Genomic DNA, 25,053 nt, shown 5'->3' with positions numbered 1-25,053 from the left:
CATTTTTTGATTGATGATTAATATTAATTTAATTGGCGAGTGATTGGTTCGCTTTATGTTATTTTAAAAAATTAATTGTAAAAGGATATTTATATGTTTGTCCATCTCTAGCAGTTAAACTTGCTTTAACAATTAGTGCAAGCTCAACTATAAAAGCAATAATTGCTAAAGCACCCAAGCCACCACCAATATAAAGTAGAGGAGAAGGTTTGCCTACGTTAATATGAAAATCATGGAAACCATGAAAATTGATAACATCCATTCCGTTAAACAAATTAAAAACAAAGAATGGTACAGTTATAGTGCCAATGATAATGGCATACAACAATACACTAATCTGAAAATTAATGGCTTGTTTGCCGTGCTGATCTATAAACTCTGATTTGTCTTTATTTGCTGCCCATAAAACTATAGGACCAATAAAATTTCCAAAAGGAATAATAAACCTCGAGAAAGTAGAAAGATGAATAAAAGTAGCTAAGTTTTTATGATGATTATTTAACATGATATAAAGTATATAATAGTTGCTTATACAAATATATGTCTTTAAAAAGGTATTATGTTACGCATAGTACTAAAAATTAACATTTTGTTAACATAAAAAATATATTGAAACAGCTCTTAAACTGTGTTAAATCTGTTAATTTAGCCAATATGCCAAATGTTTATGAAACCTATTATTACAACACTTGCACTTATAATGTGCCTTTTTAGTTTTAGTCAAAATCAAAAAAACTTTACATTTTTTAAAATAGATGGTACGGTTGTAAAAGTTGAAAACCGTAAATTTAAAAGAGATCATGTACTGCTCACACATACAAACGGTGATAAAGAAAAACTACTGTACTGTGATTTTTATAGGTACGAATATGACGTTAGAAAAACTGGCATTTCAAAAGAGTATCTTCACAAGGTACAAGAAATGGTAGTGTTAGAAGATGGTAAAAAATATTTGTTGCCCTTAATTGTTGAAGGCAAATGTAATTTATATGATAGTGGTAGTTCAGTGCCAATGACTGTTAGTACTTATAACTATTATATTAAAAGAGAAGGGGAAAAATTTGCCATTAAGATTGGTACTACTAACTTAATTTCTAAAAATTTTAAATCTGTAGCACTAGACTATTTTAGCGATTGTGATGTAATGGAAGAAAAGATTAAAAAAAGATTTAATAAAAAACGTAAACGATTAAAGGAAATAGTATCATTTTATAATGATAACTGTCAATAAAAACAATAAGATAATGAATATTTCACCCTCAAAACTCAATAAATATTTAATGTTTAAGTTACCTGCTGCTTATTTTACAGGCGTAAGAACTAAACATTTAGATGATACAACTTGTATCGTTAAAGTAAAACATCGTTGGGTGAATCAAAACCCATTTAAATCCATGTTTTGGGCAGTACAAGGTATGGCGGCCGAATTAACAACTGGAGCATTAGTGATTAAAAAGATAAGAGGTAGTGGAAAAAAAATATCCATGTTGGTTGCATCCAATAATGCTTCGTTTACCAAAAAAGCAACTGGTAAAATTACGTTTACATGTAATGAAGGTGATAAGATAGATGCAGCTATTAAACAAGCCATTGATACAGGTGAAGGACAAACTATTTGGCTACATGCCAATGGTGTAAACGAAGAGGGTGTAGAGGTGTCATCCTTTAATTTTGAATGGGCACTGAAGGTTAAATCTAATAATTGATTAATTTTTTTTTGAACTGTAACAAAGTTTAAAAAACTACAACATATAATAGAATCATTCTTTTAACAAAAATTATATTATTATGGAACAATTACCTAACTACAGCAATAGAGATGCACACGAAATAGATTACCGAATTTACGGAGAAGAAATGCAATATGTAGAAATAGAATTAGATCCGCAAGAAGGTGTTATCGCAGAATCTGGTAGTTTTATGATGATGGATAATGGTATAGAAATGGATACCATTTTTGGAGATGGCTCGCAAAAAGACACAGGTTTTCTAGGAAAAATTTTAGGTGCAGGAAAGCGTATACTTACAGGTGAGAGTTTGTTTATGACTGCTTTTTATAATAACTTAACAGGTAAACGCAATGTTTCTTTTGCGTCGCCTTACCCAGGAAAAATTGTGCCTATAGATTTAAATGAGTTTGGAGGAAAGTTTATATGCCAAAAAGATGCCTTCTTGTGTGCAGCAAAGGGTGTGAGTATTGGTATTGAGTTTTCTAAAAAATTAGGAAGAGGACTTTTTGGAGGAGAAGGTTTTATAATGCAAAAATTAGAAGGTGACGGAATGGCTTTTGTGCATGCAGGCGGAACCATGGCAGAAAAAACACTAGCAGCAGGAGAAACCTTACGAGTAGATACAGGTTGTATAGTTGGATTTACACAAGGTATTGATTATGATATTGAATTTGTAAAAGGAATAAAGAATTCAATCTTTGGTGGAGAAGGATTGTTTTTTGCTAGACTACAAGGGCCAGGGAAAGTTTTTATACAATCGTTACCATTTAGCAGATTAGCTGGTAGAGTTTTAGCATCAGCGCCAAGAACAGGTGGCAACTCCAAAGGAGAAGGCAGTATTTTAGGAGGATTAGGTGATTTATTAGATGGTGATAATAGATTTTAATCTCTATTAAAACACTGTAAATCAGTAATTTGTATTGAAAGAAATCTCTTTATTTTTGAATGGTTTTATCTACTGAATTTAGACTTTTAACATAATAAGCTGTTAAACTTTATATGAAAATCTGATTCAATGCTTTTTTTTTATACCTTAGTAACATAATTGAAACAATAGCCTATAGAGAAAAATCTACTTTTGTTAAACTTAAAACTTAAAATTACCTATGGCGAGAGCAATGTATGAGTACACTAAAACTGTACTTAACAAAGTTAGTTTTGATGCGACATTATTTTGTAAGGAAGTGCAAAAAGCAGTACGACGTTTACTGCCTCACGAACTCGACGAACTTAGAATATATATTCAGTCCCTAATCAATCAGAACCCAGAATTAAATCAATGTTTAATTTATTTAAAAGCATAAAAAAAAGCGACTCTAAAGTCGCTTTTTTACTTACCTCGCTTTTGGACTAATAATTTCTACATTCTGAAAAGCAATTGCGCCACGTATAATTCCTGAAATTACATCGTGTAGAGCATTAATAATTTGCATTTTTAATTCACTTTTATGATAAATAATACTCACCTCTCTTGCTGGTGATGGTTCTTTAAAGTGTCTTAAGTTTTTACTGAAATTTTCTTTCACATCTAAAGTGTGTAAATAAGGAAGTAGTGTCATTCCCATACCTTCGTTAGATAATTTGATTAAAGTTTCAATACTGCCACTTTCAAGCTGAAAAGTTTCATCAATTTGATCTTTAAAGGTTTTACACAGATTAATAACACCATCTCTAAAACAATGTCCATCTTCTAGAAGTAGCATATCATCTATGTTTAAATCCGAAACTTCAAGAGTTTTCTTTTCTCTCAGTCTATGATTGTCTGGGATATAAGCAACAAACGGTTCGTAGTATAAAACACGTTCTTTAATATTATCACTTTCTAAAGGGGTTGCAGCAATTGCAGCATCTAAATGACCATCGCTAAGACGCGTTAAAATTTCTTCGGTAGTTAATTCTTCAATCTTAAGTTTAACTTTTGGGAATTTTTTTATAAAATTTTTCAAAAACATAGGCAATAATGTTGGCATAACCGTTGGGATTATACCTAATCTAAACTCACCTCCAATAAACCCTTTTTGCTGATCAACTATATCTTGTATTCTATCTGCTTCATTTACAATATTTCTTGCCTGAAACACAATTTTACGACCTACTTCAGTTAATTCTATTGGTTTCTTTGCTCTGTCAAAAATTACAATATCTAATTCGTCCTCTAATTTCTGAATTTGAGTACTCAATGTGGGCTGAGTGACAAAACATTTTTCCGCAGCTTTGGTGAAATTTTTATGTTCTGCTATGGCTAAAGCATATTTAAGTTGTGTAATCGTCATAACTATTAATTTGGACTATAAAAGTATATAAAGTATTCATAAAAACTATGCATATTATTGCTTATTTAAGTAGTAAATTTGATTAAACAAAAAATTATATATCATGACATTAAATAGTATAGGTTTAAATACCAAAAAAACAAAAGTATTAGCTGAAGAGTTGAATCAGTTACTAGCAAATTTTCAATTGTATTATCAAAATTTAAGAGGTATTCACTGGAATATAAAGGGACACGCCTTTTTTAATCTGCATGTTAAGTTTGAAGAATTATATACGGATGCTAATGTAAAAGTTGATGAAATTGCAGAAAGAATTTTAACGCTTGGAGCAACACCTTTGCATACTTTTGAGGACTATACAAAGGCTGCAAAAGTACCGGTTGGTAAAAATATATCAAAGGATGAAAAAGCAGTAGAGTTAATTGTGGAGTCTTTGTCAGAATTATTAAAAATGGAACGTAATATATTAGATATTGCAGGTGAAGCTAATGATGAAGGAACAAACGCCATGATGAGCGATTTTATTACTGAGCAAGAGAAAACGGTTTGGATGATGAAAGCTTGGATGGGAGAAACAGTATAATATTTTAAGAGTTACAAACATTAAAAAAACCTTCAGAGTAATCTGAAGGTTTTTTATTTTAAAATATAAGTCTTAGAAGCGAATATTTAAGTCTATAGCTTTATCTGCTACTGTAAATTTTGCATCTTCATAATTTGGAGGGCCAAAGGCCATTGAGTTATTAGACATTCCGTAAGATTCTAACGGCATTCCGTTTTCTCTAAAGTCCATATTTTTATTGTCATTCTCGTCATGGAAAGCAATAATAGCATATTCTCCCGCTTCTACGTTTTCAAAAGTAATTGTTATTTTTCCGTCTTTTATTTCAGATTGTCCACTCATTACCCCTTTTCCTTTCATAAAAGTGTCTTTGGTATGTAAAGACATTAATACCTTTCCTTTATCACTGGTAACATTATCAATTGTTACTGTTATTGTAGTTGTAGAATCTTGAGAAAATCCTAGTAATGAAGTTAAAACTAGTGCAAATGTTAAAAATAACTTTTTACACACAAGATTTCTATTGTTCTTAAGGATGTTGTGAATCGTCGATTTCATAATTTTTGAATTTAATGGTTAGTATTAATTAATGTTCGTTTTGTTTGATGATTCAAATATCCTACAAAGGTTTAAGTTTTTATAATTGCATTTACTGAATTGTAATTTAAACAGGATGAATTGTTATTTGGTAATATATTTACAGTGATTAAAGAAAAAGAAACCGTTTTTATGGTTTATTGAATCTCCTAAGATTTTCAACTACAATAATCCTCTTGCTTTAATTTCTAAATACTTATTAATAGTATTTATTGTTAAGTTTTCTGGTGCTGTTAATATGGATTGAATACCGTGTTTTTGAAGTTCTTTAACCATTAGTCGTTTTTCAAAATCAAATTTCTCTGCAATCGTTTTGTGATAAATAGATTGTAAATCTTCAGCATTCTCTTTAATAATGGTCTCTAATTCGGTGTTTTCAAAAAGCACAACAACTAGCATGTGTTTTTTAGAAATTGCTTGTAGGTATGGCATTTGGCGTTTTAAGCTACTAACATGTTCAAAATTAGTATATAATAAAAGCAAACTTCTATGTGTTACCTGTCTTTTTATTTGAGCGTATAATAAGCCAAAATCACTATCGCTAAATTGTGTATCTATGTTATAAAGAGTTTCTAGAATACGATTAAGATAGGTTAGTTTCTGTATGGCAGGTAAAAAAGTTTCAATTTTTTTTGAGAATGAAAGCATACCAACTTTATCGTGTTTTTTTAATGCTACATTACTAAATGCCAACGTAGAATTTATGGCATAATCAAGTAGTTTTAAGCCATTAAAAGGCATTTTCATTATTCTTCCAGTATCTATTATGGAGTAGATAGGTTGTGATTTTTCATCTTGGTATTGATTTACCATTAACTGTCCACGTTTTGCAGTAGCTTTCCAGTTTACGGTTCTAAAATCATCACCATTAACGTATTCTTTTATTTGTTCAAATTCTGAAGTATTACCAATTCGTCTAATTTTTTTAAGACCAATTTCGGTTAAAGCATTGCTTATAGCAAGAAAATCGTATTTCTGCATTTGGATTATAGAAGGGTAGACCATAACCATTTGCTTATTCTGAAATTGATACTTTCGCTTTATTATTTTTAAAACAGAAGATACATAAATGTTGAGGTGGCCAAAATAATATTCACCACGATCTACTGGTCTTACTAAATATTCAAAGTCGTGATTTTGACTAGGGTTTAACGACGTTTGATAAGAGAAATCTCGTTTTTGAAACTGTACAGGCAACTCATCAATAACATCTAAATAGGTTTTAAAACCATAATTATTGGTGATGGTAACTGGCACAGGATTATTATCACTGTTAGAAAATTTATCTGGTAAAATGCGTCGAGCAGAAATAGCTTTTTTGGGTTGGTAGAGTAGAATTAGGTCAATAAATAAAACAACTAATATAATCACAGTGATAATCCAAGCTATAGAATAAATTGCAGGAAACCAATACGACAATAAAAAACATACAGCAGCCACTGCTATATAAATATAGAGTTGCTTATGTATGTATAATGATTTTAGAAATTTCATATCTGTTTACTGCTTACTGCGACTGAAAACTATCTCGGCACTTCTACCGATTGTACAATCATTTCAATAACATTTTCTGTAGTCATACCTTCCATTTCGCGTTCTGGTGTTAAAATAATTCGATGATTAAGTACCGGATTTAACGATTTCTTTACGTCTTCTGGTATTACAAAATCTCGTCCATTAATTGCAGCAAAAGCTTTAGCGGTATTTAAAATTGCAATTGATGCTCTTGGTGAACCACCAAGATATAAGTGTGGATGATTTCTGGTTTTTGAAACCATCTCTGCGATATATTTAATGATTTTTTCTTCAACTAAAATTGCTTGTGTTTTAGTTTTATATTCTTCTAAAGATGCCGTGTCTAAAATGGCATTAATTAATGTTTGAGGTTTTTCACCCTTACGCTCGTGATGGGATGCAATAATTTTTATTTCATCTTCTAAAGTAGGATAGTCAACTTTAATTTTAAAAATAAATCGGTCTAATTGGGCTTCTGGTAAGGCGTATGTTCCTTCTTGTTCTATTGGGTTTTGTGTTGCTAAAACCATAAAAGGATTATTAAACTTATAGGTTGTACCATCAATAGTGGCTTGACGCTCTTCCATAGTTTCAAATAAAGCCGCTTGTGTTTTGGCTGGTGCTCTGTTGATTTCGTCAATTAAAACGATATTAGAAAAAATAGGCCCTTTTTTAAATTCAAATTCTGAGGTTTTCATGTTTAAAACCGATGTGCCCAAAACATCACTAGGCATTAAATCTGGCGTAAATTGAATTCTGCTAAAATCTGTTTTTAAGACTTTGGCAAACAATTTAGCCGTTACTGTTTTTGCAATACCAGGCACACCTTCAATTAAAACATGGCCATCTGCTAAAAGAGCTACGATAAGTAATTCTACAAAATTATCTTGTCCTATGATGACTTTTCGTAATTCAGCTTTAATGCTTTCAACGGCATTTTTTAAACCTTCTAGTTGAATTCTATTATCAAAATTTAAGTCGTCGTTTACTATGTCGTTTTCTTCCATTGATTATGGGATTTAAATTGTTCTATTAAGGTGTTTAGTCTTTCTAATTCTATGTTATTTATTGCTGTTTTTTTACTTATACTAGTAATAAGTTTAAATAAGGTTTCTGTGTCTTCAACCGAATTATTACTTCTTGCTGCTAGGTTTTTTATAAAACTATTATTTATGTCTGATGTTGAAAGATGAAGCGTACTTCTAATATACTCTAAAAAGTGATTGATTTTATGATGTGCAATATCCTTATGTTTTCCGCTTTCATAATACATATTAGCTATTGTTCTTGTAAAATCCACCGTTCGATTTTTCAAAGGTTTTACAATTTGTATAGCACGTTGTTTCCGTTTGCCTTCGAAAATAATATAAATTAAGGCACCGATTAACACCAAATAATAAGCCCATTTTAGGGATTTGGTGTTTAAAAACAAATACATTGGTGAGGTGTAAAAAGTCTTTCCGGTTTTATAATAGGTATCTACATAAATGGGTTTGTTGGTATCTATATAAGATAAAAGTCCGGCCGTATAATTCTGATTTGGCGATTGTAGAATAAAGTAATTACTAAAAGCTTGGGGAAATGTATTAAGTATAATTTCTCCATCACCAAAAGGTTGTTTTATGCTGCAGACTAATGAATCTTTTATGGGCTTATTTTTACCTCTGTATTTATCTATTAATCCTATAACTGACGTGTTTAGTGTGTCAATTTTATTAAAATGATAAAAAGTAGTAGGCCTGTCGTATTTATAGGATTTTTTATCACCTAATAACGGGTTTACTAGGTTTACTTGATATTCGTTATTAAAGTTGCCTATGATGTTTACAGACTTAGTCTTTAAATTTAAGGTGTCTAATAATTTTGGTTCAAAACCTACAGCAGAAACCATAAGTGTATTGCCTTTGCTTACCCAATCTAATAATCTGTTAAGTTCGTCTTTTCCAAATTCTATGCCGCCATTGTAAAAGAGGTATGTACCGTTGATATCATTATTCTGTAAATATTCATAAGGTGGACGGTCTACAACGGTAATATCCTTAGCAACACGTTTTAATTGTTCATTAAAAACATAAGAACCAAATGGAATTTTATGATGTATGGCATAAGAAGGAAACCAGTTGATTTGCTTGGGTTTATTCATTTCTAAAGCGACTATAGATATAATAGCAACTGCAGCAAGAACAATATATAATTTACCTCTTTTACTCAACGTTTAGTAATTGTTTTATTTAAATTTTCGAAAGGGAGTTTTAAAGCTTCAAATTTTATGGCATCTACATTAAATTCTCCATACCACACATAATCATATATTCTTGTAATATTTTTAAAATCGACTCTTAGATGATCTTTCTTAATTTCATTAATGTAATCTTCATTAGTTTTTTGTGGTTGCCAAGAAATACTATCGCTCTCAGTGAGCTGCTTTAGAGACAACAAGTAGTAATAACGAATAGCTAATCTAAAATTCTTCTTATTTATAGCATCTTTTATTAAAGCCGGAATATCTTCGTTTTTAATAATTTGTTCTTCTTCCGTAAATGAAATGCTTCCTTCTTGTTTGGCTTTGGTGATAAGGTTTTTAGAATTCACCTTTAAGAAAAACCGAATCAATATAAATACCAAAAGGGCTAGCAGTATATAAGGTAATATGTAAAACATAAAATACAGAAAGCCTTTAGCAGTGCCAATGCCAAAAATTGATTCCCAAAATTTTGTAAGGATGTTATTTAGCCATCGTTTAATTTTAGTTAAGATGTTTTCTTCGGCTTCAACTTCTGCATAATTAAAATCATCATCAGCCTTATAAGTCTCTAAATCGTCTTCAGAAATAACTTGTTTTTCAACTTTAGAATCATCAAATTTTACAGTTTGCTCGTTTTGTTGCGCCGTAGAAAATTGCGCAATACAAAAACAAAGAAGAACCCATCTCAACATTAGCATTTATTCTTCTATTTTACCTATTTCGTTAATACGATCGTATGTGCCTGTAAAGTTTGTTTTTTCGTGTAAATGAAAATAAATAACAGCTCCACCAACCATTAAAATAATATTTAATAAAAACTGAAAGAATGTATTAAGCACATTAAGGAAAATGACAATAGGATCTTGTGCAAAGCTACTCATGTCACCAGGATCTACTTCTCCTGAAAAAATACCTGTACCAATAATAGCGTATATTACTGATGGAATAGAGAACACCATACCAAGAACATAGTAAATAATACCTAAAACAATAAAGGCGCCAAAAGCGGTCCAAAAATCGATATTTACTAAACTAAAACTTTGACTATAGGCATCTGAAGATGAACGTCGCGGTTCAAAAACATAAATACTAAATACAATGGCCATAGGAACCATTACATATAAAACTGGTAAAACGCACAACATAGTGGCTATAATAATGGTAATACCCTTTAAGAAGCTTAATCCAAAAAATGACCAAAATGATTTATATACGTTGTCTTTTATTTCTTTTTGGTCAGTTATTCCTTTGTTGTCTACATAAGATTTAATGTAAAACAGTACAGTGGCAACTGTAAGGATATAAGCTGCTATTGCAGACAAAAAATATAGCAGTGCAACAATTATAGTGACAACTATATTCCCAGAATTAAAACTAGGTTCTCCAAATGTTGAAAAATTAAAAATATCTCCCGACACATAATTGTACGCAGCAAGTGAGAGCATAAAAATAATAATAGCTGGTCCTGCTATGTTAAAAATAGTATTCATAAATGGCTTAAACTCGTTTCTAATAAAGCCAAAAGTGTCACTTAATATGCTGCTGAAATCGCGCTGTTTTCTAAATTCTATAAAAGGTTTATTCATAATTAATTGGTTTGGGTAAGATGAAGTTCTACACTATTTTTTTGTTCTAATTGTAGTTTTGATTTTCTGTGCAATTGTATAGGATATATTACATAATAAAATATAATTAAGGCCAATGAGCCAGTGATGATTAAGATGGCGAGCCAATCTGGCATTTCAGTATGTCTAGTTACAAAACCTTCTAAAAAGCCTGCGATTATAAAAAACGGAATGGTACTCATTAAAATTTTTAAACCGTTTATTACACCTCGTTTAAAGGCTTCTAGTCTAGGCAATGTTCCGGTAAATAACATGCCATTTCCCATAACAAGGCCTGCACAACCGGCTATAATAATTACTGAAATTTCTATAGTACCATGTATCCAAATTGTTCTGGCAGATTCCCAAAGTAATCCTTGTTGGAAAAAGAAATACTGAAAACTACCTAGCATAATACCATTTTGCATCATAAAATATAATGAGCCAACACCTAATAAAATTCCATATCCAAAAGCAAAAAGTGCCACTTTAATATTATTTAGTGTTATACCTAAAAACATATGAAATTCGCCTTGTTGTTTATAAACGGCCATTGGGTCTCCTTTTTCAATATTATTTAGTGTAGCATTAACATAGGCATCACTAAGACCAAAGGAACGCACAAAATCATCTTCGCTAGCTGTAGAGTAGGCTCCTACAAATACGAATAAAGCAAAAACTAAAAAAGTAATAAGAAGTTCGCGATGATGTTGATAAAACATAGTCGGAAATTCAGTTTTAAAAAAAGAAATAAGTCTGTTCTTAGGTTCCTTTTTAGTTTTGTAAATAGTGTTATGTGCTTTTGAAGCTAATTGATTAAGATAACGCTCTGTATTACTATTAGCGTAAAAGGTTTTTGCGTAGCTTAAATGATCTGTAACTTCAATATATAAGTCGGAAAGTAAATCGGGATCAATCTGCGTTTTATTTGTAAGAATATTTTCAAATTCTAACCATTTGTCTTTATTTTGCTTTACAAAAGCTGCCTCGCGCATTTTAATCCTTTTTTAGACTTCCAAAGAAAAGAAAATATGGATAAATTTCAAATAGAAACTGCCCAAAATGTAGGGATAAACCAAAATGTTGCTAGTATTGGTGATAGAATGCTTGGTTACCTCATTGATAGTGCTGTAATTCTATTGTATGCAATTGCTACTATTGCCCTTTTAGTGAGTTTGGATTTAGATATGGGAGATACATGGGCAATTTATTTATTGGTGTCATTGCCTGCATTTTTATACTATGTATTGCTCGAAACATTTTTAAATGGCCAAACCTTGGGCAAAATGGTAATGAAAACTAGAGTTGTGAAATTAGATGGCTCTAAGCCTAGTTTTGCTAATTATTTTGTGCGTTGGATACTTCGTATAGTTGATGTAGCATTAACCTCTGGTGGAGCTGCAGCTATAACTATTTTATTAAAAGGTAATGGGCAACGTATTGGAGACATAGCAGCAGGTACAACTGTAATTAGCGAGAAACAACCCTTAACTATAGAGCATACACTTATTAAAGATATTCCACAAGATTATGTGCCAACTTACAGTCAGGTGACTCTATTAAATGATAGTGACATGCAAACCATTAAAAATTTATATGACGATGCTGTTAGAAACGGAAATCATAATATCATTGTAAATTTACATGCACGTCTTTTAAAAGTTATGGCTATAGAAACAACAGAGAAACCAATAGATTTTGTAGCTAAAGTGATAAAAGATTATAATTATTACACGCAGAGTATGTAAGCAGAAAGCCGCTTTTTATTTTTAGAAAAAGTGTAAGAATGATTTCTATTATTTGTAGCTTATGTAGCTTTAAAAATCAATATTCCTTTTAAAGCAGGAGTCTTATAATTATAATGAATGAAGTAAACACTAAAGTAACCCATAGTGTTTCAGTTTTAAACTAGCAGAAAACCCATGTTTTTTCAAATTGTAGATATTTTAGGAACCGTTTCTTTTGCCATTTCTGGTGTATTGGTCGCTATGAACAAACGTATGGATCCATTTGGTGTACTCATTATTGCGTTTGTAACTGCAGTTGGAGGTGGTACTTTAAGGGATGTTATGATTGGAGTTGAACCAGTTTCTTGGATGAAAAACATGACATTTGTTTATGTTATTTTTGGATCTGTAGTCTTTGCTGTAATTTTTAGAAAGCGAATTAATTATTTAAGAAAATCACTCTTTTTATTTGATACCATAGGTATTGCACTTTATACAGTAGTTGGTGTAGAGACAGGTGTTATTGCGGGATTACATCCCATAATTTGCATAGCATTAGGTACAATGACGGCTTGTTTTGGAGGTGTTTTAAGAGATATTTTGTGCAATGAAATACCAGTGATTTTTAGAAAAGAAATTTATGCAACTGCCTGTATTTTGGGTGGATTGACTTATTTTTTATTACGAAAATTTTTGGATGATGAAAATTATCTCTTTGTTGTTGCTGGTTTGGTTGTAATTATTGTGCGATTAGTTGCAGTTAGGTTTAAAATTAGCTTACCAAGTTTATATAGGAAAGAAGAAGGGTAGAGTGTTAGTCCTTTTCTAATTCTAATAACTTTGCCTTTGAATAAGATTTTTCATTAATAAATACTGACTTTTTAAAATTCTCAATAGCTTTTTCTTTATCGCCAATAGCCATATACAAATCTCCTATTGAATCGTAAACATTAAAACTCTCTGGATAGTTTTTTATATTTAATTTAAAGATTTGTTCTGATTTTTTAAAAGCATTATTATTCAATAATTGATATCCTAAATTATTCACATATTCTTCATCTGGTTTAATTTCTATACCAAATCCTTGAGATAATTTTTTATAATAAGCTTCAACTTTAGCGACGAGATTAACCTCTGGATTTAAATAATCGTCTCTATGCAGTTTAAATCTATGGAATTTAAAAATATATCGTAAGGCATCGTACTCTGCAATGAGTGGAACAGAACCATGGTCATCGTCTTCATAATATTTACTCTTAAAAGACAGGTGCTTTTCTTGGCTATCCTTTAAAAACATATTGAGTTCTAAAATTGCACGTATATGCCTTGTAGAAGCTGTAGTGTCCTTTTTTATACGTATGGTATCCATGTCTTTGTGCATTGTATTTGCAATGCCTAAAAAGAGCGTTTTGTTCTTGTATGTTTCATTAAATGTTGATGTTTTAATCTTGCTTAGTAGGTTTTTATTGTTGTACCACATGGAAGGATCAATGGCAACATAAGCATTAAATAAATCAGGTTGATTTAATAAAGTATTCATAACGGTTAAACCGCCTAATGAGTGCCCAATAAAAGTTCGGAAATTTAAGGTTGGATAGTTTGAGTCTATATGAGGTATTAATTCATTTTTTATAAAAGACATAAAGTTTTCGCCTCCTCCAGAATTAGCACGTTCTCCTTTTGTTGGTGTTAGGTCTCTAGTTCTATTAGTGTTTGAAATACCAACAACAATCATTTTAGGGCAAAGGGTATTTCCATTTACAGAACTTAGTTGTTTTATTAAGCCAACTACAGAATAAAAATGAGCATCGCCATCTAAGAGATATACAACAGGATAAGATTTCTGTTTGTAATTAGGATGTGTAGCGTTTTCTGGGACATAAACTAATATTCTTCTTTGCTCATTTAAAACTTTAGATTCTATTGTTTCGATTTTTCCAATGACAATATCATTTTTCGTTTGGCCATGTATATTAGAAATAGAAAAACATAAAAAGAGGATGAAAATTAAATTTTTCATTTAATAACTAATAAAAGGTGGTTAATAAAATATGTTATTCTCGCTTGTGTTTAATTGTCTTCGAGATTTTTAATTAGAAATGATTCATAAACGCATTCTTTCAATATTCTATTTTTCTTCGCTTATACTCCAAATTGGGTTAAGTGATGGTCTAAATGTTTGTAAAACATGTTGTTCCATTCCGTTTTATTTAATTTTCCAAAAGAATGGCTCTCTCTTTGGTCATAATAGTCGGCACCTAACGCTTGTGTTTTATTGATATACGTAATTAGTCGTTCTTTTTCTGCTTTAAAATCTTTTTCATTAGTAATTAAAAATACTGGTGCAGTACGACTATTGTGCTTGTATGGTTTTTCACTTACAACTACTTTTTTTACGAATGTCTTAAGCATCCACTTCATTAAGCCTTTAGGCTTTGGGTGTTTGTTTTCAAAATCCATTTCATAGGTAACGTTGCAATGTGCTAACATTTGGTCAACAGACATTTTTCCCCAATTTGGTTTAGTGCTTGGGTTAAGTTGGTTAATACGTTCAATAACCTCATCTGTAACAACTTTGTCAAAAATGTTTTTCATATTTGGTTGGTTTTTGGTTGGTTAATTATCCTTTAATCATATCTCTGTATTCTTCAAAAAAAGCTTCAAATAAACTCATGTTTTCGTTAAAGAATTCCATAACATCTCGCCAAGAATTTTTGTTATGGATAGATACTTTTTGGTCTAGTGGTAAGTAAATCCGTGATATTTCTTTACCATTATCTAAAAAATATTCTTCCTCGTATATAACTTCTGGTAAATAGTCACTTTTTAAAATACCTTTTAAAGCTACTAATTTTTCCCAGCAATTAATTCGGTTGTCTAAATCGTCTTCTAAATCTAAGGCAATTAAAGCAGATTTTGTGTCAAAGTGAAATTTAAAAGAAACGCCTTTTATTTTAGTATCATATAAGAGCCATTTTCTTGGAAATGATTTCCCAAAGCTAGTCCAAAATTCTTGTCTTAATAAGCGAGATTCTTCTTTGCTAAACAATGTTTTAAATTTAATAATTAAGCTTAATTTATATAATGTAAGCAATAGCTATACCTAATACAATTGCAACTAATTTAGACAAATTAAATTTATGACCTTCACTACTTTCAAACAAAATAGTTGTAGAGATATGAAAAAATATACCGATAACAATAGCATTAATGACATCAACATAATTTACCATAACAGTTGAATGATTAGATATTAATGTGCCTAAAGGTGTCATAGCAGCAAATACAATTAAGAATATAATAATTTGAAGTTTACTATAACTAGATTTTAATAAAAATGCCGTAATTAGTATTGCAATTGGAATTTTATGAATTAAAACACCATATACCATATCGTTGTGTTGGTGTATTGGAAAACCTTCTAAAAAGCTATGAATGCACAAGCTAATAAATAGCGACCATGGAAATTGGTTATCATCCTTATGGATATGTACATGGCCATGTTCTGCGCCTTTAGAGAAAAATTCTAAAATAACCTGAAGTAAAATACCACACATTATATATAGGCCTGTTTGTTTGGCATCTAAATGATGATACACTTCTGGCAATAAATCAAAAAGGGTGAGGGCTAATAAAAACGCGCCACTAAATGATAAGAGTAGTTTTGTATAAATAGAGTTTTGCTTTTTAATTAAAAAAGCAATGATGATACCAATTATAACGGCAAGTAATGGTAATAAATAACTTTTCATTTTACTTAAAAATCATAATTAAGCGTTCAGAGGTCGTTGCATGGTATTTTTTTAATTTAAAATCACCAAAAACATCTAATAAATGAACACCTGCTTTTTCAAATAGGTCTTCAAAATCCTGTAAAGTAAAAGCTTTTACACGTTCTTGAAATTCAAAATGCTCACCTTCAACTTCAAAATTAATATCTTTTATTATATAACCGTCTTTTACGTAACGCTTTTGATGAAAATCAATGTCATCTACCGTTTTAACATCTTCTGCAACTAAATTTTCAATCACGTAATTAGTGTTCATAAAATCTATAACACCAAAGCCAAAATCGTTGAGTTCTGCTTTTATAGCTTCAATAGTTTTAAGATTACAATTATCGTCTTCAAAATAACCAAAACTTGTAAAGAGATTAAAAACAGCATCAAAGGTGTCTGGATAGATTTTACTCATATCATGCACCTTAAACTTTAGTGTTTCGTTTTCAAATTGTTTAGCATATGCAATACTTTGTTCAGATAAATCAACGCCTGTAGTGTTATAGCCTAAGGAATTTAGGTAAACAGAATGCCGTCCTTTACCGCAAGCTAAATCTAAAATTTTACCACCTTCTGGTAGATTGAGATAATTAGTGAGATTATCCATAAAACCTTGGGCTTCTGTATAATCTCTGTCTTTATATAAAATGTGGTAATATGGTGTGTCAAACCAAGATGCATACCATTGTTTCGTTGATTTACTCATAATGTAAAATGTACTGCAAAAATACTGTATTTTTGCAATCTATTTTAGCGAACTTATGGACAATAATTACAAGATGTTAGCCAAAACATTATTTGGCTTTGAAGATATTTTAGCAAAAGAACTAACACAACTTGGTGCTATGCAAGTAGAAAAAGGTGTGCGTAATGTTAGTTTTGTTGGTGATAAGGGTTTTATGTATAAAGCTAATCTTGGAATTAGAACTGCAATAAAAATACTAAAACCTATACATTCCTTTAGAGTAACAAAAGAAGAAGATCTTTACAAAAACGTAAAGAATATGAAATGGGAAAACTACATGAAGGCAACTGGCTCTTTGGCTGTAGATGCTACTGTACATAATAGTGTGTTTACCCATTCGCTATATACAGCATTAAAAACAAAGGATGCTATAGTAGATCGTTTTAGAGATTTAGAAGGTGTGCGTCCTGATGTAGATTTACGTTTCCCAGATTTAAAAATAAACGTCCATATAGATCGTCAACGTTGTACAATTTCTTTAGATACGTCTGGCGAATCTCTACACAGAAGAGGTTATAAATCTGCAACTAATATAGCGCCAATTAATGAAGTTTTAGCTGCTGGTTTAATTATGATGAGTGGTTGGGATGGACAAAGCGATTTTATGGATCCTATGTGTGGTAGTGGAACCATGTTAGCCGAAGCTGCTATGATTGCCTGTAATATTCCACCAAATTTAATGCGAAAGGAATTTGCTTTTGAGCGATGGGAAGATTGGGATGTGGATTTATTTGAGAAAATTGAAGAATCCTTATTAAAGAAGACTCGCGATTTTCATCATAAAATATTAGGTTACGATAAGTCACCTTCTGCTGTTGCTAAGGCAAAAGAAAATGTGAAGAATGCACATTTAGATGAATTTATTCATATTCAGCATGAGGATTTTTTTAAAACTCAAAAATCTGGACACGAAAAACTTCATATGGTTTTTAATCCACCATATGGCGAGCGTTTAGAAAATTTGAATGTTGAAGAGTTTTATGGTAATATTGGTAGTACATTAAAACATGGATACCCTAATACTGATGCTTGGCTTATTACATCTAATCTCGAAGCTTTAAAGTTTGTAGGATTAAGACCTTCTAGAAAAATTAAAGTATTTAACGCTAAGCTTGAAGCAAGGTTAGTGAAGTACGAAATGTATGAAGGTAGTCGTAAGGCAAAGAAAAACCTTTAGTTTTAAATGCTTTTATTACATCTCGGTATGTTTTGTTAAGTATTCTGAAAACCATTTTAAATCATTCAAAACATATTTTTCGTTGTCATCATCAAATCCAAGAATTTGATGTTCCTGGTTATTGGTGTCTACTAAATAAAGTGTGCCTTCGTATAAATCCTCGTTTATTTCTTTTGCATTGTAGCTAAATGCTTTAATGTTATTTGAATCAAAATTGTAATCTCCAAATTCATTTTTAATTTTTATAACTTTTGGTAATAACGTTTTTAAATTATTATTAGAATCTTTTTTAGATTGAATTCTCGAAAAGTTAAAGAATGCAGTACCAAACAAAAATATAATACCAACGATTATTTTTCCTCGGTTGGCTCCAAAAAAATCAAAGTTATCCCAAATTAGAAATGCAGTTATACATAGTGCAGCTATTAATGGGAAAATAATAAGACCTAAGACAATGGTGTAATCAGTCTTAGATTTGCCAATGATTATAGTTCCATTTTCAGAGACATAAGAAATTTTGTGCCTTTTTAGCTTAGACTCTAAAATAGTAGTATTAGGATTTTTCATTTAATTCTTGTAATTGTAAATTATAGTCGTATTGTAAATCTTCATGCAGCACACTAATTTTTTTATTAATAGATAGAATTTGCCGTTGGTATAGATTGCTGAGAGTTGTATTTCTGTGAATAGATGGTTTAAGCTCATTTAAGCGTTCGCAAAAGTAGAGCAGGAGTTCTACTTCTGTTGTTTTCTTTAAAGAATACCTACTGTAAACTCTAATTTGTCTTAGAATTTTGCGTATTGTTTTCTTCATGTAGAAATAACTGTCGGCGTTTATGCCTTCAAATAATTCATCTAAGCTCAATTTTACGGATGCTATGTAGCCATCTTCATTATGAGATTCAAATAGCAAATAGGTGAGTAGTGCTTTATTCTCTTTTTTAAACTTTCCTAAACGTAAGCATAATTCTAAAAGTTCTTCTTTAGATAAATGCTTTAATTCTTTTTTTATAGTGACGATAGATTCAATCTTCATGCTTTAAAATTAATGCTAAAAAATAAGGAAGACAAAAATGCCTTCCTTAAAAATTTCGTATTAGGTGTTAATGATTATTTTTTACAATATTCATCTACAATTTGCTTAAGGTTATCTAAGTTACTTAAATCAAATTCACCGTTATTAATATCCTCAGATAGGTTTTTACAATTAGCTACAAACTTTGCCAGCTTCTCTGATATCTTATCATTCTTTCTGCTATCTATCATAAACCCGACTTTCTGATCTGTGAATTTTAATACGTAAGTACCTTCTTCACCAGGTTTAGATAATACCATGTGTCCATTTTTTTCATATATAATTTCGTAGAAATACGAGTTGTCAAATCCTAAATTAGAGGCATTAGACAATTTTTTAAGTGCATTGCCCTTTGTTTTCATTCCCATAAAGCACTTTTCTATACCTTCATCATCTGCACAAAACGTAACATTGTCCTTGGCTGCGAATTTTTTAATACGGTCTCTATTCTTTTCATTTTTATATTTAACACTCACAAATTTTCCGTAATTGTCTATAGAATTTGTGTCATAAATACCACTTTCTTGTTGAGATTGGTCTAGTTCTAATTTTTCAAAAACAGCGTATATAGTGCCTTTATATATTTTTCCTTCGTCATCTGTTACTTTTCCGGCTACACCATATAGATTAATACTTTGTTCTTTAGCAACGTTAACGCGCTCATTATGTAATCGTTTTTTATAAGCTTTAGCTTCATGTCCTAGCGTATAGCCTCTTCCTAATAATTCTTCAACAAATATTTGAGCAAACGATCTAGAAAAACGCCCAGTCATCATGGTTTTAGAACCATAATCAAATTTAAAAGACTCATCTGTATAGGTTGTTGCATCAACAGCTGTGCAAGTAGAACAGCCTTTTGCGGTTCCTACAACAATACCATCTAAATCTTTTACAGTATAAGTGTTATTATAAAATGATGCACGACCTACAATATTTGTTCCTTGTGAGCCACCAAATAAAACGGTGCCATCATCTTTAACAAATGGATTGTATTTGCCTACTGTTTTTTGGCGTTCAGCTTCATCTGTTTTTGCAGCAACAACAGCTTGGGCATACTTGTCACTTAGTACTTCGCGTTCTACAGCAAAGAATTCGTCTACCTTTGCCATATCTATGCCGTTGCTGGTAATAAGTTTATACTTTTCGCTGAGTAGCTTAATAATTAATTTGCTAACACTAAATGATGTCATTAAAACCTCATAAGGAATTTCTGTTTTCTTGCCAGTAGCAGAAGTCATTTCTAGCCATTGAAAGCCTTCAAGATTTGAAGCCGACATACCTTTAAAAACAACGTCAAAAGCTTTATCACCTGTCAATGTTGTAAACTTATAGTGATCTCTTGTGTTATCATCTAATTTGGCAACTTCTTTGCCGTCAAAAGTAACAATGCCTTTTTTAATTTTAATTTTTTGACCAAAACTTAATAACGGAAGAGTAATAAGTAAGGTTAGGATAATTTTTTTCATATATTTTGATTTATTGATTCTCATTGCTCGTCTATAAATTGTACAGAGGCAATCAGCGCATAAAAATACAATAATTATGCCGTAGACCTGAAAAATGTATTTAGAACAGTTCTTTGTAGGTGTTAAATGAAAAGAGGGCTGTTTGGCTTGTACTTTACTTAAGATAGATTATTTATACGTTATTTCTAGTCGTTTAAAATTGAACGTATTGATTTATGACGGATAGTCTCAATATTCTTTGCATCATAGGGAATATTTTTTAGAACATATTCAAAAGCAGTTATTCTAGCATTTGTTTTTCTGTTGGCTTTAATCACTTTCCAAGGTGCATATACTTGGGTGTCTTTAAACATCTTTTCTTTATAGTTAGTGTAGTCGTCCCATAGCGATAAAGCACGTTTATCTACATCACTATATTTCCATTTTTTTGTTGGCGTACTAACAATGTCTTTAAAGCGTCGTTCTTGTTCGCTTTTGGTTATTGAAAAATAAAGTTTAAGTAAATAAATACCTGAATCTTGTATCATTTTTTCAAACTCATTAACGTGGCTCATAAAGACTTCATATTCTTTTTTAGAACAAAAACCATTAACAGGTTCTACTACAGCTCTATTATACCAACTTCTATCAAAAAATACAATTTCACCATTGTTAGGTAATCGATTAATATATCGTTGAAAATACCATTGGCCCATTTCCGTTTCATTAGGTTTTGGTAACGCAACAACTCTAATAGCTCTTGGTGGTAAATGTTGAATGATACGTCTAATAGCTCCACCTTTCCCGGCCGCATCGCGACCTTCAAAAAGAATAACAACTTTTTTATTGTTTTTAGCAACCCATTGTTGAAGAATTAGCATTTCTTCTTGAAGTTTTTCGAGCCGCTTTTCGTATTTAACGTTATTAATAGTTTTATTAATATTTAAGTTTTTTTGACGCAATAAAGCTTCTATTCCTTTTTTTGTATTGATGAGTGATAAATTCTTTTCTGTCATGGCTAAAGGTGAATGTATTATTGGTCTAACTGAAGTGTGTTTCTAAAATAGCGTTGTACAATATTAGGGTCTGGTAATAGGGCTTTGTAATTACTCCCTTTATTGTCATAATCAAAAAGGCTTAAAACGTATTTTATGCTTTCTAAACGTGCTCGTTTTTTATCATTAGATTTTATTATTACCCATGGACTAAAAGAATTGTGGGTCCTAGAAAACATTTGGTTTTTATAAACCGTAAAGTCGTCCCAAAGTTCTTGTCCTTTTTCATCAACAGGACTAAATTTCCACTTTTTCAAGGGGTTTTTTAAGCGTTTCTCAAATCGTCTCTGTTGCTCTTCTTTAGAGACCGAGAACCAAAATTTAATAATTTTTGTATCAGATTCAAATAGCATATTTTCAAACTCTGGTACTTGTATGATAAAACGGTTGTATTGTTCTTTGGTACAAAAGCCCATTACGGGTTCTACAACGGCTCGGTTGTACCAACTTCTATCAAAAAATACTATTTCGCCAGCATTAGGTAGCTCTTTTATATAGCGATTAAAATACCATTGCTTTTTTTCAATTTCAGTAGGTTTGTTTAAAGCAACAACACGTCTTGCTCTTGGGTTAAGGTGTTCTATAAAACGCTTTATGGTTCCTCCTTTTCCTGAAGCATCTCTACCTTCAAAAATAATTGCTATTTTTTTGTTTTCTTTTTGTACCCAATGTTGAAAATCTACTAACTCTGCTTGTAGCGGAAGTAATTCTTGCTCGTAAGCATATTTTTCTAATGCGGACTGAAACGTTGGGTTATTATCTTTGTTTTTTATGAGATAATTTACCAAATCGTCCTTTTTTTTAAATGAATTTATAATGTCTGTTGTTAGCATATAGTATGGGTTGGTGGTTGTTTCTCAAAGCTAAAAATATTTCTAAAATAACGAATGATTATTAATGTAAAAAAAATAGACCTTTCTTTTTTAAAGTAAAGGTCTGTCTTTTTAATTATAATGGTATAAAGTATGCTTATCTCAGTTTTGGAAAATCCATAGGATTCAACTCGTGCATAACATCATAAATGGCTTCAAAAATATCTTCTACTGATGGTTTAGAAAAATAATCGCCATCAGTGCCATAAGCTGGTCTATGAGGTTTTGCAGCTAATGTTGTTGGCTTACTATCTAAGTATTCAAAGGCGTTTTGCTCATTAATTATTTGGTCTAAAATGTAAGCTGAAGCGCCTCCTTTTACATCTTCATCAATAACCATAACTCTATTAGTTTTGGCTATACTTTTTACGATATCGTGATTTATATCAAAAGGCAATAAAGATTGTACGTCAATAATTTCAGCGTCAATACCAACTTCTTGCAGTTCTTTAGCGGCTTGCTCAACCAATCTCAAAGTGGACCCATAAGAAACTAAGGTAATATCGTCACCTTCTCGTATAGTTTCTACAACGCCAATTGGTGTTTTAAACTCACCAATATTATTTGGTAGTTTTTCCTTTAATCTATAGCCATTTAGGCATTCTACAACTAAAGCAGGTTCATCACTTGCTAATAAGGTGTTATAAAAACCAGCAGCTTTGGTCATGTTTCTTGGCACTAAAACATGGATACCTCTAACAAGATTTAATATACCACCCATTTGAGAACCAGAGTGCCATATACCTTCTAATCTATGACCACGTGTTCTTACAATTAATGGTGCTTTTTGGCGGCCTTTAGTTCTATATTGTACCGTTGCCAAGTCATCACTCATTATTTGAAGTGCATACATAATGTAATCTAAATATTGAATTTCTGCAATGGGTCTTAAACCACGCATACTCATTCCTATGCCTTGACCTATAATTGTGGCTTCCCTAATACCTGTATCAGAAACTCTTAATTCGCCATATTTTTCTTGTAGTCCTTCTAAACCTTGGTTAACATCACCAATAAACCCTGCATCTTCTCCAAAAATGAGGCTTTCAGGATGTGTTTTAAAAATAGCATCAAAATTCTCTCTTAACACTACACGCCCATCAACTTCGGTTGCGTTATCATCATAAGTGGGTAATACTTCATTCTGGTGAAGCGCATTTTGATTAGACTCGCTATGTAAATGCGAACTGTATTTTGGTTGTATGGTTTCTATATAATGATTTATCCAATTCTGAAGAGCCACTTTAGTTGGAGATGATTCAGATACTACATAGCGTAAGGCTTTGCGTGCTGCAGACAATATATCTCTTCTTAAAGGTTCTTCTATGGTTTCTAAATCTGATATTAGTTTTCTAATAAAAACACCATTTGCACTAGTAGTGGCTAATTGGTTTAATAAATTTATAGCTGCTTTAGATTCTTCGAGTATTGGTGAAATAAATGTTAACCATGCTTCTTTTTTAGCTAATCTAACTTCTCTTTTAATGTTGCGTTCTAAATCTAATAATTCATCGTCTGTTGCGATATTATTAGATACCATCCATTTACGCATTTGTGCGTTACAATCATATTCTGCTTCCCAAGTTAATCGTTCTAAATCTTTATAGCGCTCATGAGAGCCAGAGGTTGAATGACCTTGTGGTTGCGTTAATTCTTGAACATGAATCATTACAGGAACATGCTCTTTTCTAGAAATCATTGCTGCACGTTGGTATGTATCCATTAATTCAGGATAATTCCAGCCATTTACTCTAAATATCTCGTAACCTTTTTGGTCTTCAGTACGCTGAAAACCTTTTAATATTTCAGAAATGTTTTCTTTTGTTGTTTGATGCTTTGCATGTACAGAAATGCCATAATTGTCATCCCAAATACTAATAATCATCGGAACTTGTAAGACACCTGCAGCGTTTATGGTCTCAAAAAACAGACCTTCACTTGTACTAGCATTCCCTATCGTTCCCCAAGCAATTTCATTACCTGATTTTGAGAAATTGGTGGTGTCAATGCCTTCTACGTTTCTGTAAATTTTAGAGGCTTGTGCCAAACCTAAAAGTCTAGGCATTTGGCCTGCCGTTGGTGAAATATCTGCACTAGAGTTTTTTTGTTCGGTTAAATTGTTCCATTGACCATTGGCATCTAAACTGTGTGTGGCAAAATGGCCACCCATTTGCCTACCTGCAGACATAGGTTCTTCTTTTAAATCAGTATTGGCATATAGACCAGCAAAAAATTGATGAACGGTTAATTCACCAATAGCCATCATAAATGTCTGATCTCTATAATAACCAGATCTAAAATCACCATTTTCAAAAGCTTTGGCCCAAGCAATTTGCGGAATTTCTTTTCCGTCACCGAATATTCCAAATTTAGCTTTACCTGTTAAAACTTCTCTACGACCTAATAAACTACATTCTCTACTGGTTACAGCAAGTTTATAATCATTTAAAACTTCTGCTTTAAAATCTTCAAATGTAATTTCTGTTTTAGTATCGGGTTTGGTCTTCATGTAGGTCTAGCTAATATCTAACAAAAGTACAAAATTTAAAGATGCTATGCAATACTAGAAGTTGTTATAATAATAAGGAATTATCATAAAAAAGCAATTTTATTTAGTAATTATTCAAAATCTTTAAGTAATTTAACAATTCA

General features: G+C 31.3%; 28 protein-coding genes. 8 read left to right on the top strand and 20 right to left on the bottom strand.

Annotated elements, in window-relative coordinates; genetic code table 11:
• Nucleotides 1-58: 58 nt before the first annotated feature.
• Nucleotides 59-505: a DUF4870 domain-containing protein gene (locus HNV10_RS05840; RefSeq protein ID WP_173300385.1), complete on the bottom strand. Its 447-nt coding sequence runs from the start codon at nucleotides 503-505 to the stop codon at nucleotides 59-61.
• Between the two features lie 162 nt (nucleotides 506-667).
• Between HNV10_RS05840 and HNV10_RS05835 the strand changes: the two genes are divergently transcribed.
• The 4 genes from HNV10_RS05835 (at nucleotide 668) to HNV10_RS17215 (ending at nucleotide 3,034) form a co-directional block, all read left to right on the top strand.
• Nucleotides 668-1,231, top strand: coding sequence for a hypothetical protein (locus tag HNV10_RS05835; protein ID WP_173300384.1), 564 nt, complete (start codon nucleotides 668-670; stop codon nucleotides 1,229-1,231).
• 13 nt (nucleotides 1,232-1,244) lie between these two features.
• A complete protein-coding gene (locus tag HNV10_RS05830; protein ID WP_173300383.1) occupies nucleotides 1,245-1,706 on the top strand; it encodes a DUF4442 domain-containing protein in 462 nt (153 codons plus the stop codon).
• Nucleotides 1,707-1,788: 82 nt separating this feature from the next.
• Nucleotides 1,789-2,616 carry a TIGR00266 family protein gene (locus tag HNV10_RS05825; protein WP_173300382.1) on the top strand — a complete coding sequence of 276 codons (828 nt, stop codon included), beginning with the start codon at nucleotides 1,789-1,791 and terminating at the stop codon, nucleotides 2,614-2,616.
• A gap of 220 nt (nucleotides 2,617-2,836) precedes the next feature.
• Nucleotides 2,837-3,034 carry a hypothetical protein gene (locus tag HNV10_RS17215; protein WP_241695465.1) on the top strand — a complete coding sequence of 66 codons (198 nt, stop codon included), beginning with the start codon at nucleotides 2,837-2,839 and terminating at the stop codon, nucleotides 3,032-3,034.
• A 30-nt stretch (nucleotides 3,035-3,064) separates the two neighbouring features.
• Here HNV10_RS17215 and HNV10_RS05820 read toward each other — a convergent pair whose 3' ends face one another.
• A complete protein-coding gene (locus HNV10_RS05820; RefSeq protein ID WP_173300381.1) occupies nucleotides 3,065-4,003 on the bottom strand; it encodes a LysR substrate-binding domain-containing protein in 939 nt (312 codons plus the stop codon).
• 103 nt (nucleotides 4,004-4,106) lie between these two features.
• On the opposite strand from HNV10_RS05820, the gene HNV10_RS05815 reads away from it, so the two are divergent.
• Nucleotides 4,107-4,586, top strand: a complete 480-nt coding sequence (locus HNV10_RS05815) for a Dps family protein (protein WP_173300380.1) — start codon at nucleotides 4,107-4,109, stop codon at nucleotides 4,584-4,586.
• A 72-nt stretch (nucleotides 4,587-4,658) separates the two neighbouring features.
• Here HNV10_RS05815 and HNV10_RS05810 read toward each other — a convergent pair whose 3' ends face one another.
• From HNV10_RS05810 to HNV10_RS05780, 7 genes are all read right to left on the bottom strand, one after another.
• A complete protein-coding gene (locus HNV10_RS05810; protein WP_173300379.1) occupies nucleotides 4,659-5,123 on the bottom strand; it encodes a DUF2141 domain-containing protein in 465 nt (154 codons plus the stop codon).
• 201 nt (nucleotides 5,124-5,324) lie between these two features.
• Nucleotides 5,325-6,656, bottom strand: a complete 1,332-nt coding sequence (locus HNV10_RS05805) for a DUF58 domain-containing protein (protein ID WP_173300378.1) — start codon at nucleotides 6,654-6,656, stop codon at nucleotides 5,325-5,327.
• Between the two features lie 29 nt (nucleotides 6,657-6,685).
• Nucleotides 6,686-7,684 (bottom strand): AAA family ATPase, encoded by a 999-nt coding sequence (locus tag HNV10_RS05800; RefSeq protein ID WP_173300377.1) that lies wholly within the window; start codon nucleotides 7,682-7,684, stop codon nucleotides 6,686-6,688.
• Complete coding sequence (locus tag HNV10_RS05795; protein ID WP_173300376.1) at nucleotides 7,666-8,889, bottom strand: DUF4350 domain-containing protein; 1,224 nt, start codon at nucleotides 8,887-8,889, stop codon at nucleotides 7,666-7,668. The genes HNV10_RS05800 and HNV10_RS05795 overlap by 19 nt, the downstream gene beginning before the upstream one ends.
• Nucleotides 8,886-9,620 carry a DUF4129 domain-containing protein gene (locus HNV10_RS05790; RefSeq protein WP_173300375.1) on the bottom strand — a complete coding sequence of 245 codons (735 nt, stop codon included), beginning with the start codon at nucleotides 9,618-9,620 and terminating at the stop codon, nucleotides 8,886-8,888. The genes HNV10_RS05795 and HNV10_RS05790 overlap by 4 nt, the downstream gene beginning before the upstream one ends.
• On the bottom strand, nucleotides 9,621-10,508 hold the full coding sequence (locus HNV10_RS05785; protein WP_173300374.1) for a hypothetical protein: 888 nt from the start codon (nucleotides 10,506-10,508) through the stop codon (nucleotides 9,621-9,623). It abuts the gene before it with no gap.
• A 2-nt stretch (nucleotides 10,509-10,510) separates the two neighbouring features.
• A complete protein-coding gene (locus HNV10_RS05780; RefSeq protein WP_173300373.1) occupies nucleotides 10,511-11,521 on the bottom strand; it encodes a stage II sporulation protein M in 1,011 nt (336 codons plus the stop codon).
• 36 nt (nucleotides 11,522-11,557) lie between these two features.
• On the opposite strand from HNV10_RS05780, the gene HNV10_RS05775 reads away from it, so the two are divergent.
• Entirely contained in the window at nucleotides 11,558-12,274 is a 717-nt protein-coding gene (locus tag HNV10_RS05775) for an RDD family protein (protein WP_173300372.1), read from the top strand.
• Nucleotides 12,275-12,448: 174 nt separating this feature from the next.
• Nucleotides 12,449-13,063: a trimeric intracellular cation channel family protein gene (locus tag HNV10_RS05770; protein ID WP_173300371.1), complete on the top strand. Its 615-nt coding sequence runs from the start codon at nucleotides 12,449-12,451 to the stop codon at nucleotides 13,061-13,063.
• 4 nt (nucleotides 13,064-13,067) lie between these two features.
• Here HNV10_RS05770 and HNV10_RS05765 read toward each other — a convergent pair whose 3' ends face one another.
• The 5 genes from HNV10_RS05765 to HNV10_RS05745 form a co-directional block, all read right to left on the bottom strand.
• Entirely contained in the window at nucleotides 13,068-14,273 is a 1,206-nt protein-coding gene (locus tag HNV10_RS05765) for an alpha/beta hydrolase-fold protein (RefSeq protein WP_173300370.1), read from the bottom strand.
• 122 nt (nucleotides 14,274-14,395) lie between these two features.
• Complete coding sequence (locus tag HNV10_RS05760; RefSeq protein ID WP_173300369.1) at nucleotides 14,396-14,848, bottom strand: DUF1569 domain-containing protein; 453 nt, start codon at nucleotides 14,846-14,848, stop codon at nucleotides 14,396-14,398.
• A gap of 25 nt (nucleotides 14,849-14,873) precedes the next feature.
• On the bottom strand, nucleotides 14,874-15,302 hold the full coding sequence (locus HNV10_RS05755; RefSeq protein ID WP_173300368.1) for a DUF4268 domain-containing protein: 429 nt from the start codon (nucleotides 15,300-15,302) through the stop codon (nucleotides 14,874-14,876).
• A gap of 28 nt (nucleotides 15,303-15,330) precedes the next feature.
• Complete coding sequence (locus HNV10_RS05750) at nucleotides 15,331-16,005, bottom strand: ZIP family metal transporter (protein ID WP_173300367.1); 675 nt, start codon at nucleotides 16,003-16,005, stop codon at nucleotides 15,331-15,333.
• A gap of 1 nt (nucleotide 16,006) precedes the next feature.
• Entirely contained in the window at nucleotides 16,007-16,738 is a 732-nt protein-coding gene (locus tag HNV10_RS05745) for a class I SAM-dependent methyltransferase (RefSeq protein WP_173300366.1), read from the bottom strand.
• A 55-nt stretch (nucleotides 16,739-16,793) separates the two neighbouring features.
• Between HNV10_RS05745 and HNV10_RS05740 the strand changes: the two genes are divergently transcribed.
• Complete coding sequence (locus HNV10_RS05740) at nucleotides 16,794-17,954, top strand: THUMP domain-containing class I SAM-dependent RNA methyltransferase (RefSeq protein WP_173300365.1); 1,161 nt, start codon at nucleotides 16,794-16,796, stop codon at nucleotides 17,952-17,954.
• A 15-nt stretch (nucleotides 17,955-17,969) separates the two neighbouring features.
• Here the strand turns inward: HNV10_RS05740 and HNV10_RS05735 are convergent, their stop codons facing one another.
• The 6 genes from HNV10_RS05735 to HNV10_RS05710 form a co-directional block, all read right to left on the bottom strand.
• The gene (locus HNV10_RS05735) at nucleotides 17,970-18,521 is read right to left on the bottom strand and encodes a hypothetical protein (protein ID WP_173300364.1); all 552 of its coding nucleotides are present in this window, start codon (nucleotides 18,519-18,521) and stop codon (nucleotides 17,970-17,972) included.
• Entirely contained in the window at nucleotides 18,508-18,990 is a 483-nt protein-coding gene (locus tag HNV10_RS05730; protein ID WP_173300363.1) for a hypothetical protein, read from the bottom strand. Before HNV10_RS05730 ends, HNV10_RS05735 begins: the two co-directional genes overlap by 14 nt.
• Before the next feature lie 74 nt (nucleotides 18,991-19,064).
• Nucleotides 19,065-20,495, bottom strand: a complete 1,431-nt coding sequence (locus HNV10_RS05725) for a hypothetical protein (RefSeq protein ID WP_173300362.1) — start codon at nucleotides 20,493-20,495, stop codon at nucleotides 19,065-19,067.
• Between the two features lie 185 nt (nucleotides 20,496-20,680).
• Entirely contained in the window at nucleotides 20,681-21,490 is an 810-nt protein-coding gene (gene ppk2 / locus HNV10_RS05720) for a polyphosphate kinase 2 (protein WP_173300361.1), read from the bottom strand.
• A 17-nt stretch (nucleotides 21,491-21,507) separates the two neighbouring features.
• Nucleotides 21,508-22,362 carry a polyphosphate kinase 2 gene (gene ppk2, locus HNV10_RS05715; RefSeq protein WP_173300360.1) on the bottom strand — a complete coding sequence of 285 codons (855 nt, stop codon included), beginning with the start codon at nucleotides 22,360-22,362 and terminating at the stop codon, nucleotides 21,508-21,510.
• Nucleotides 22,363-22,498: 136 nt separating this feature from the next.
• The gene (locus HNV10_RS05710) at nucleotides 22,499-24,910 is read right to left on the bottom strand and encodes an alpha-ketoacid dehydrogenase subunit alpha/beta (RefSeq protein ID WP_173300359.1); all 2,412 of its coding nucleotides are present in this window, start codon (nucleotides 24,908-24,910) and stop codon (nucleotides 22,499-22,501) included.
• Between the last annotated feature and the right edge of the window lie 143 nt (nucleotides 24,911-25,053).

The organism is Winogradskyella litoriviva, assembly GCF_013249065.1.
In the GTDB taxonomy this organism is placed as follows: Bacteria; Bacteroidota; Bacteroidia; order Flavobacteriales; family Flavobacteriaceae; genus Winogradskyella; species Winogradskyella litoriviva.
This window is presented reverse-complemented; position numbering and strand designations above follow the sequence as displayed.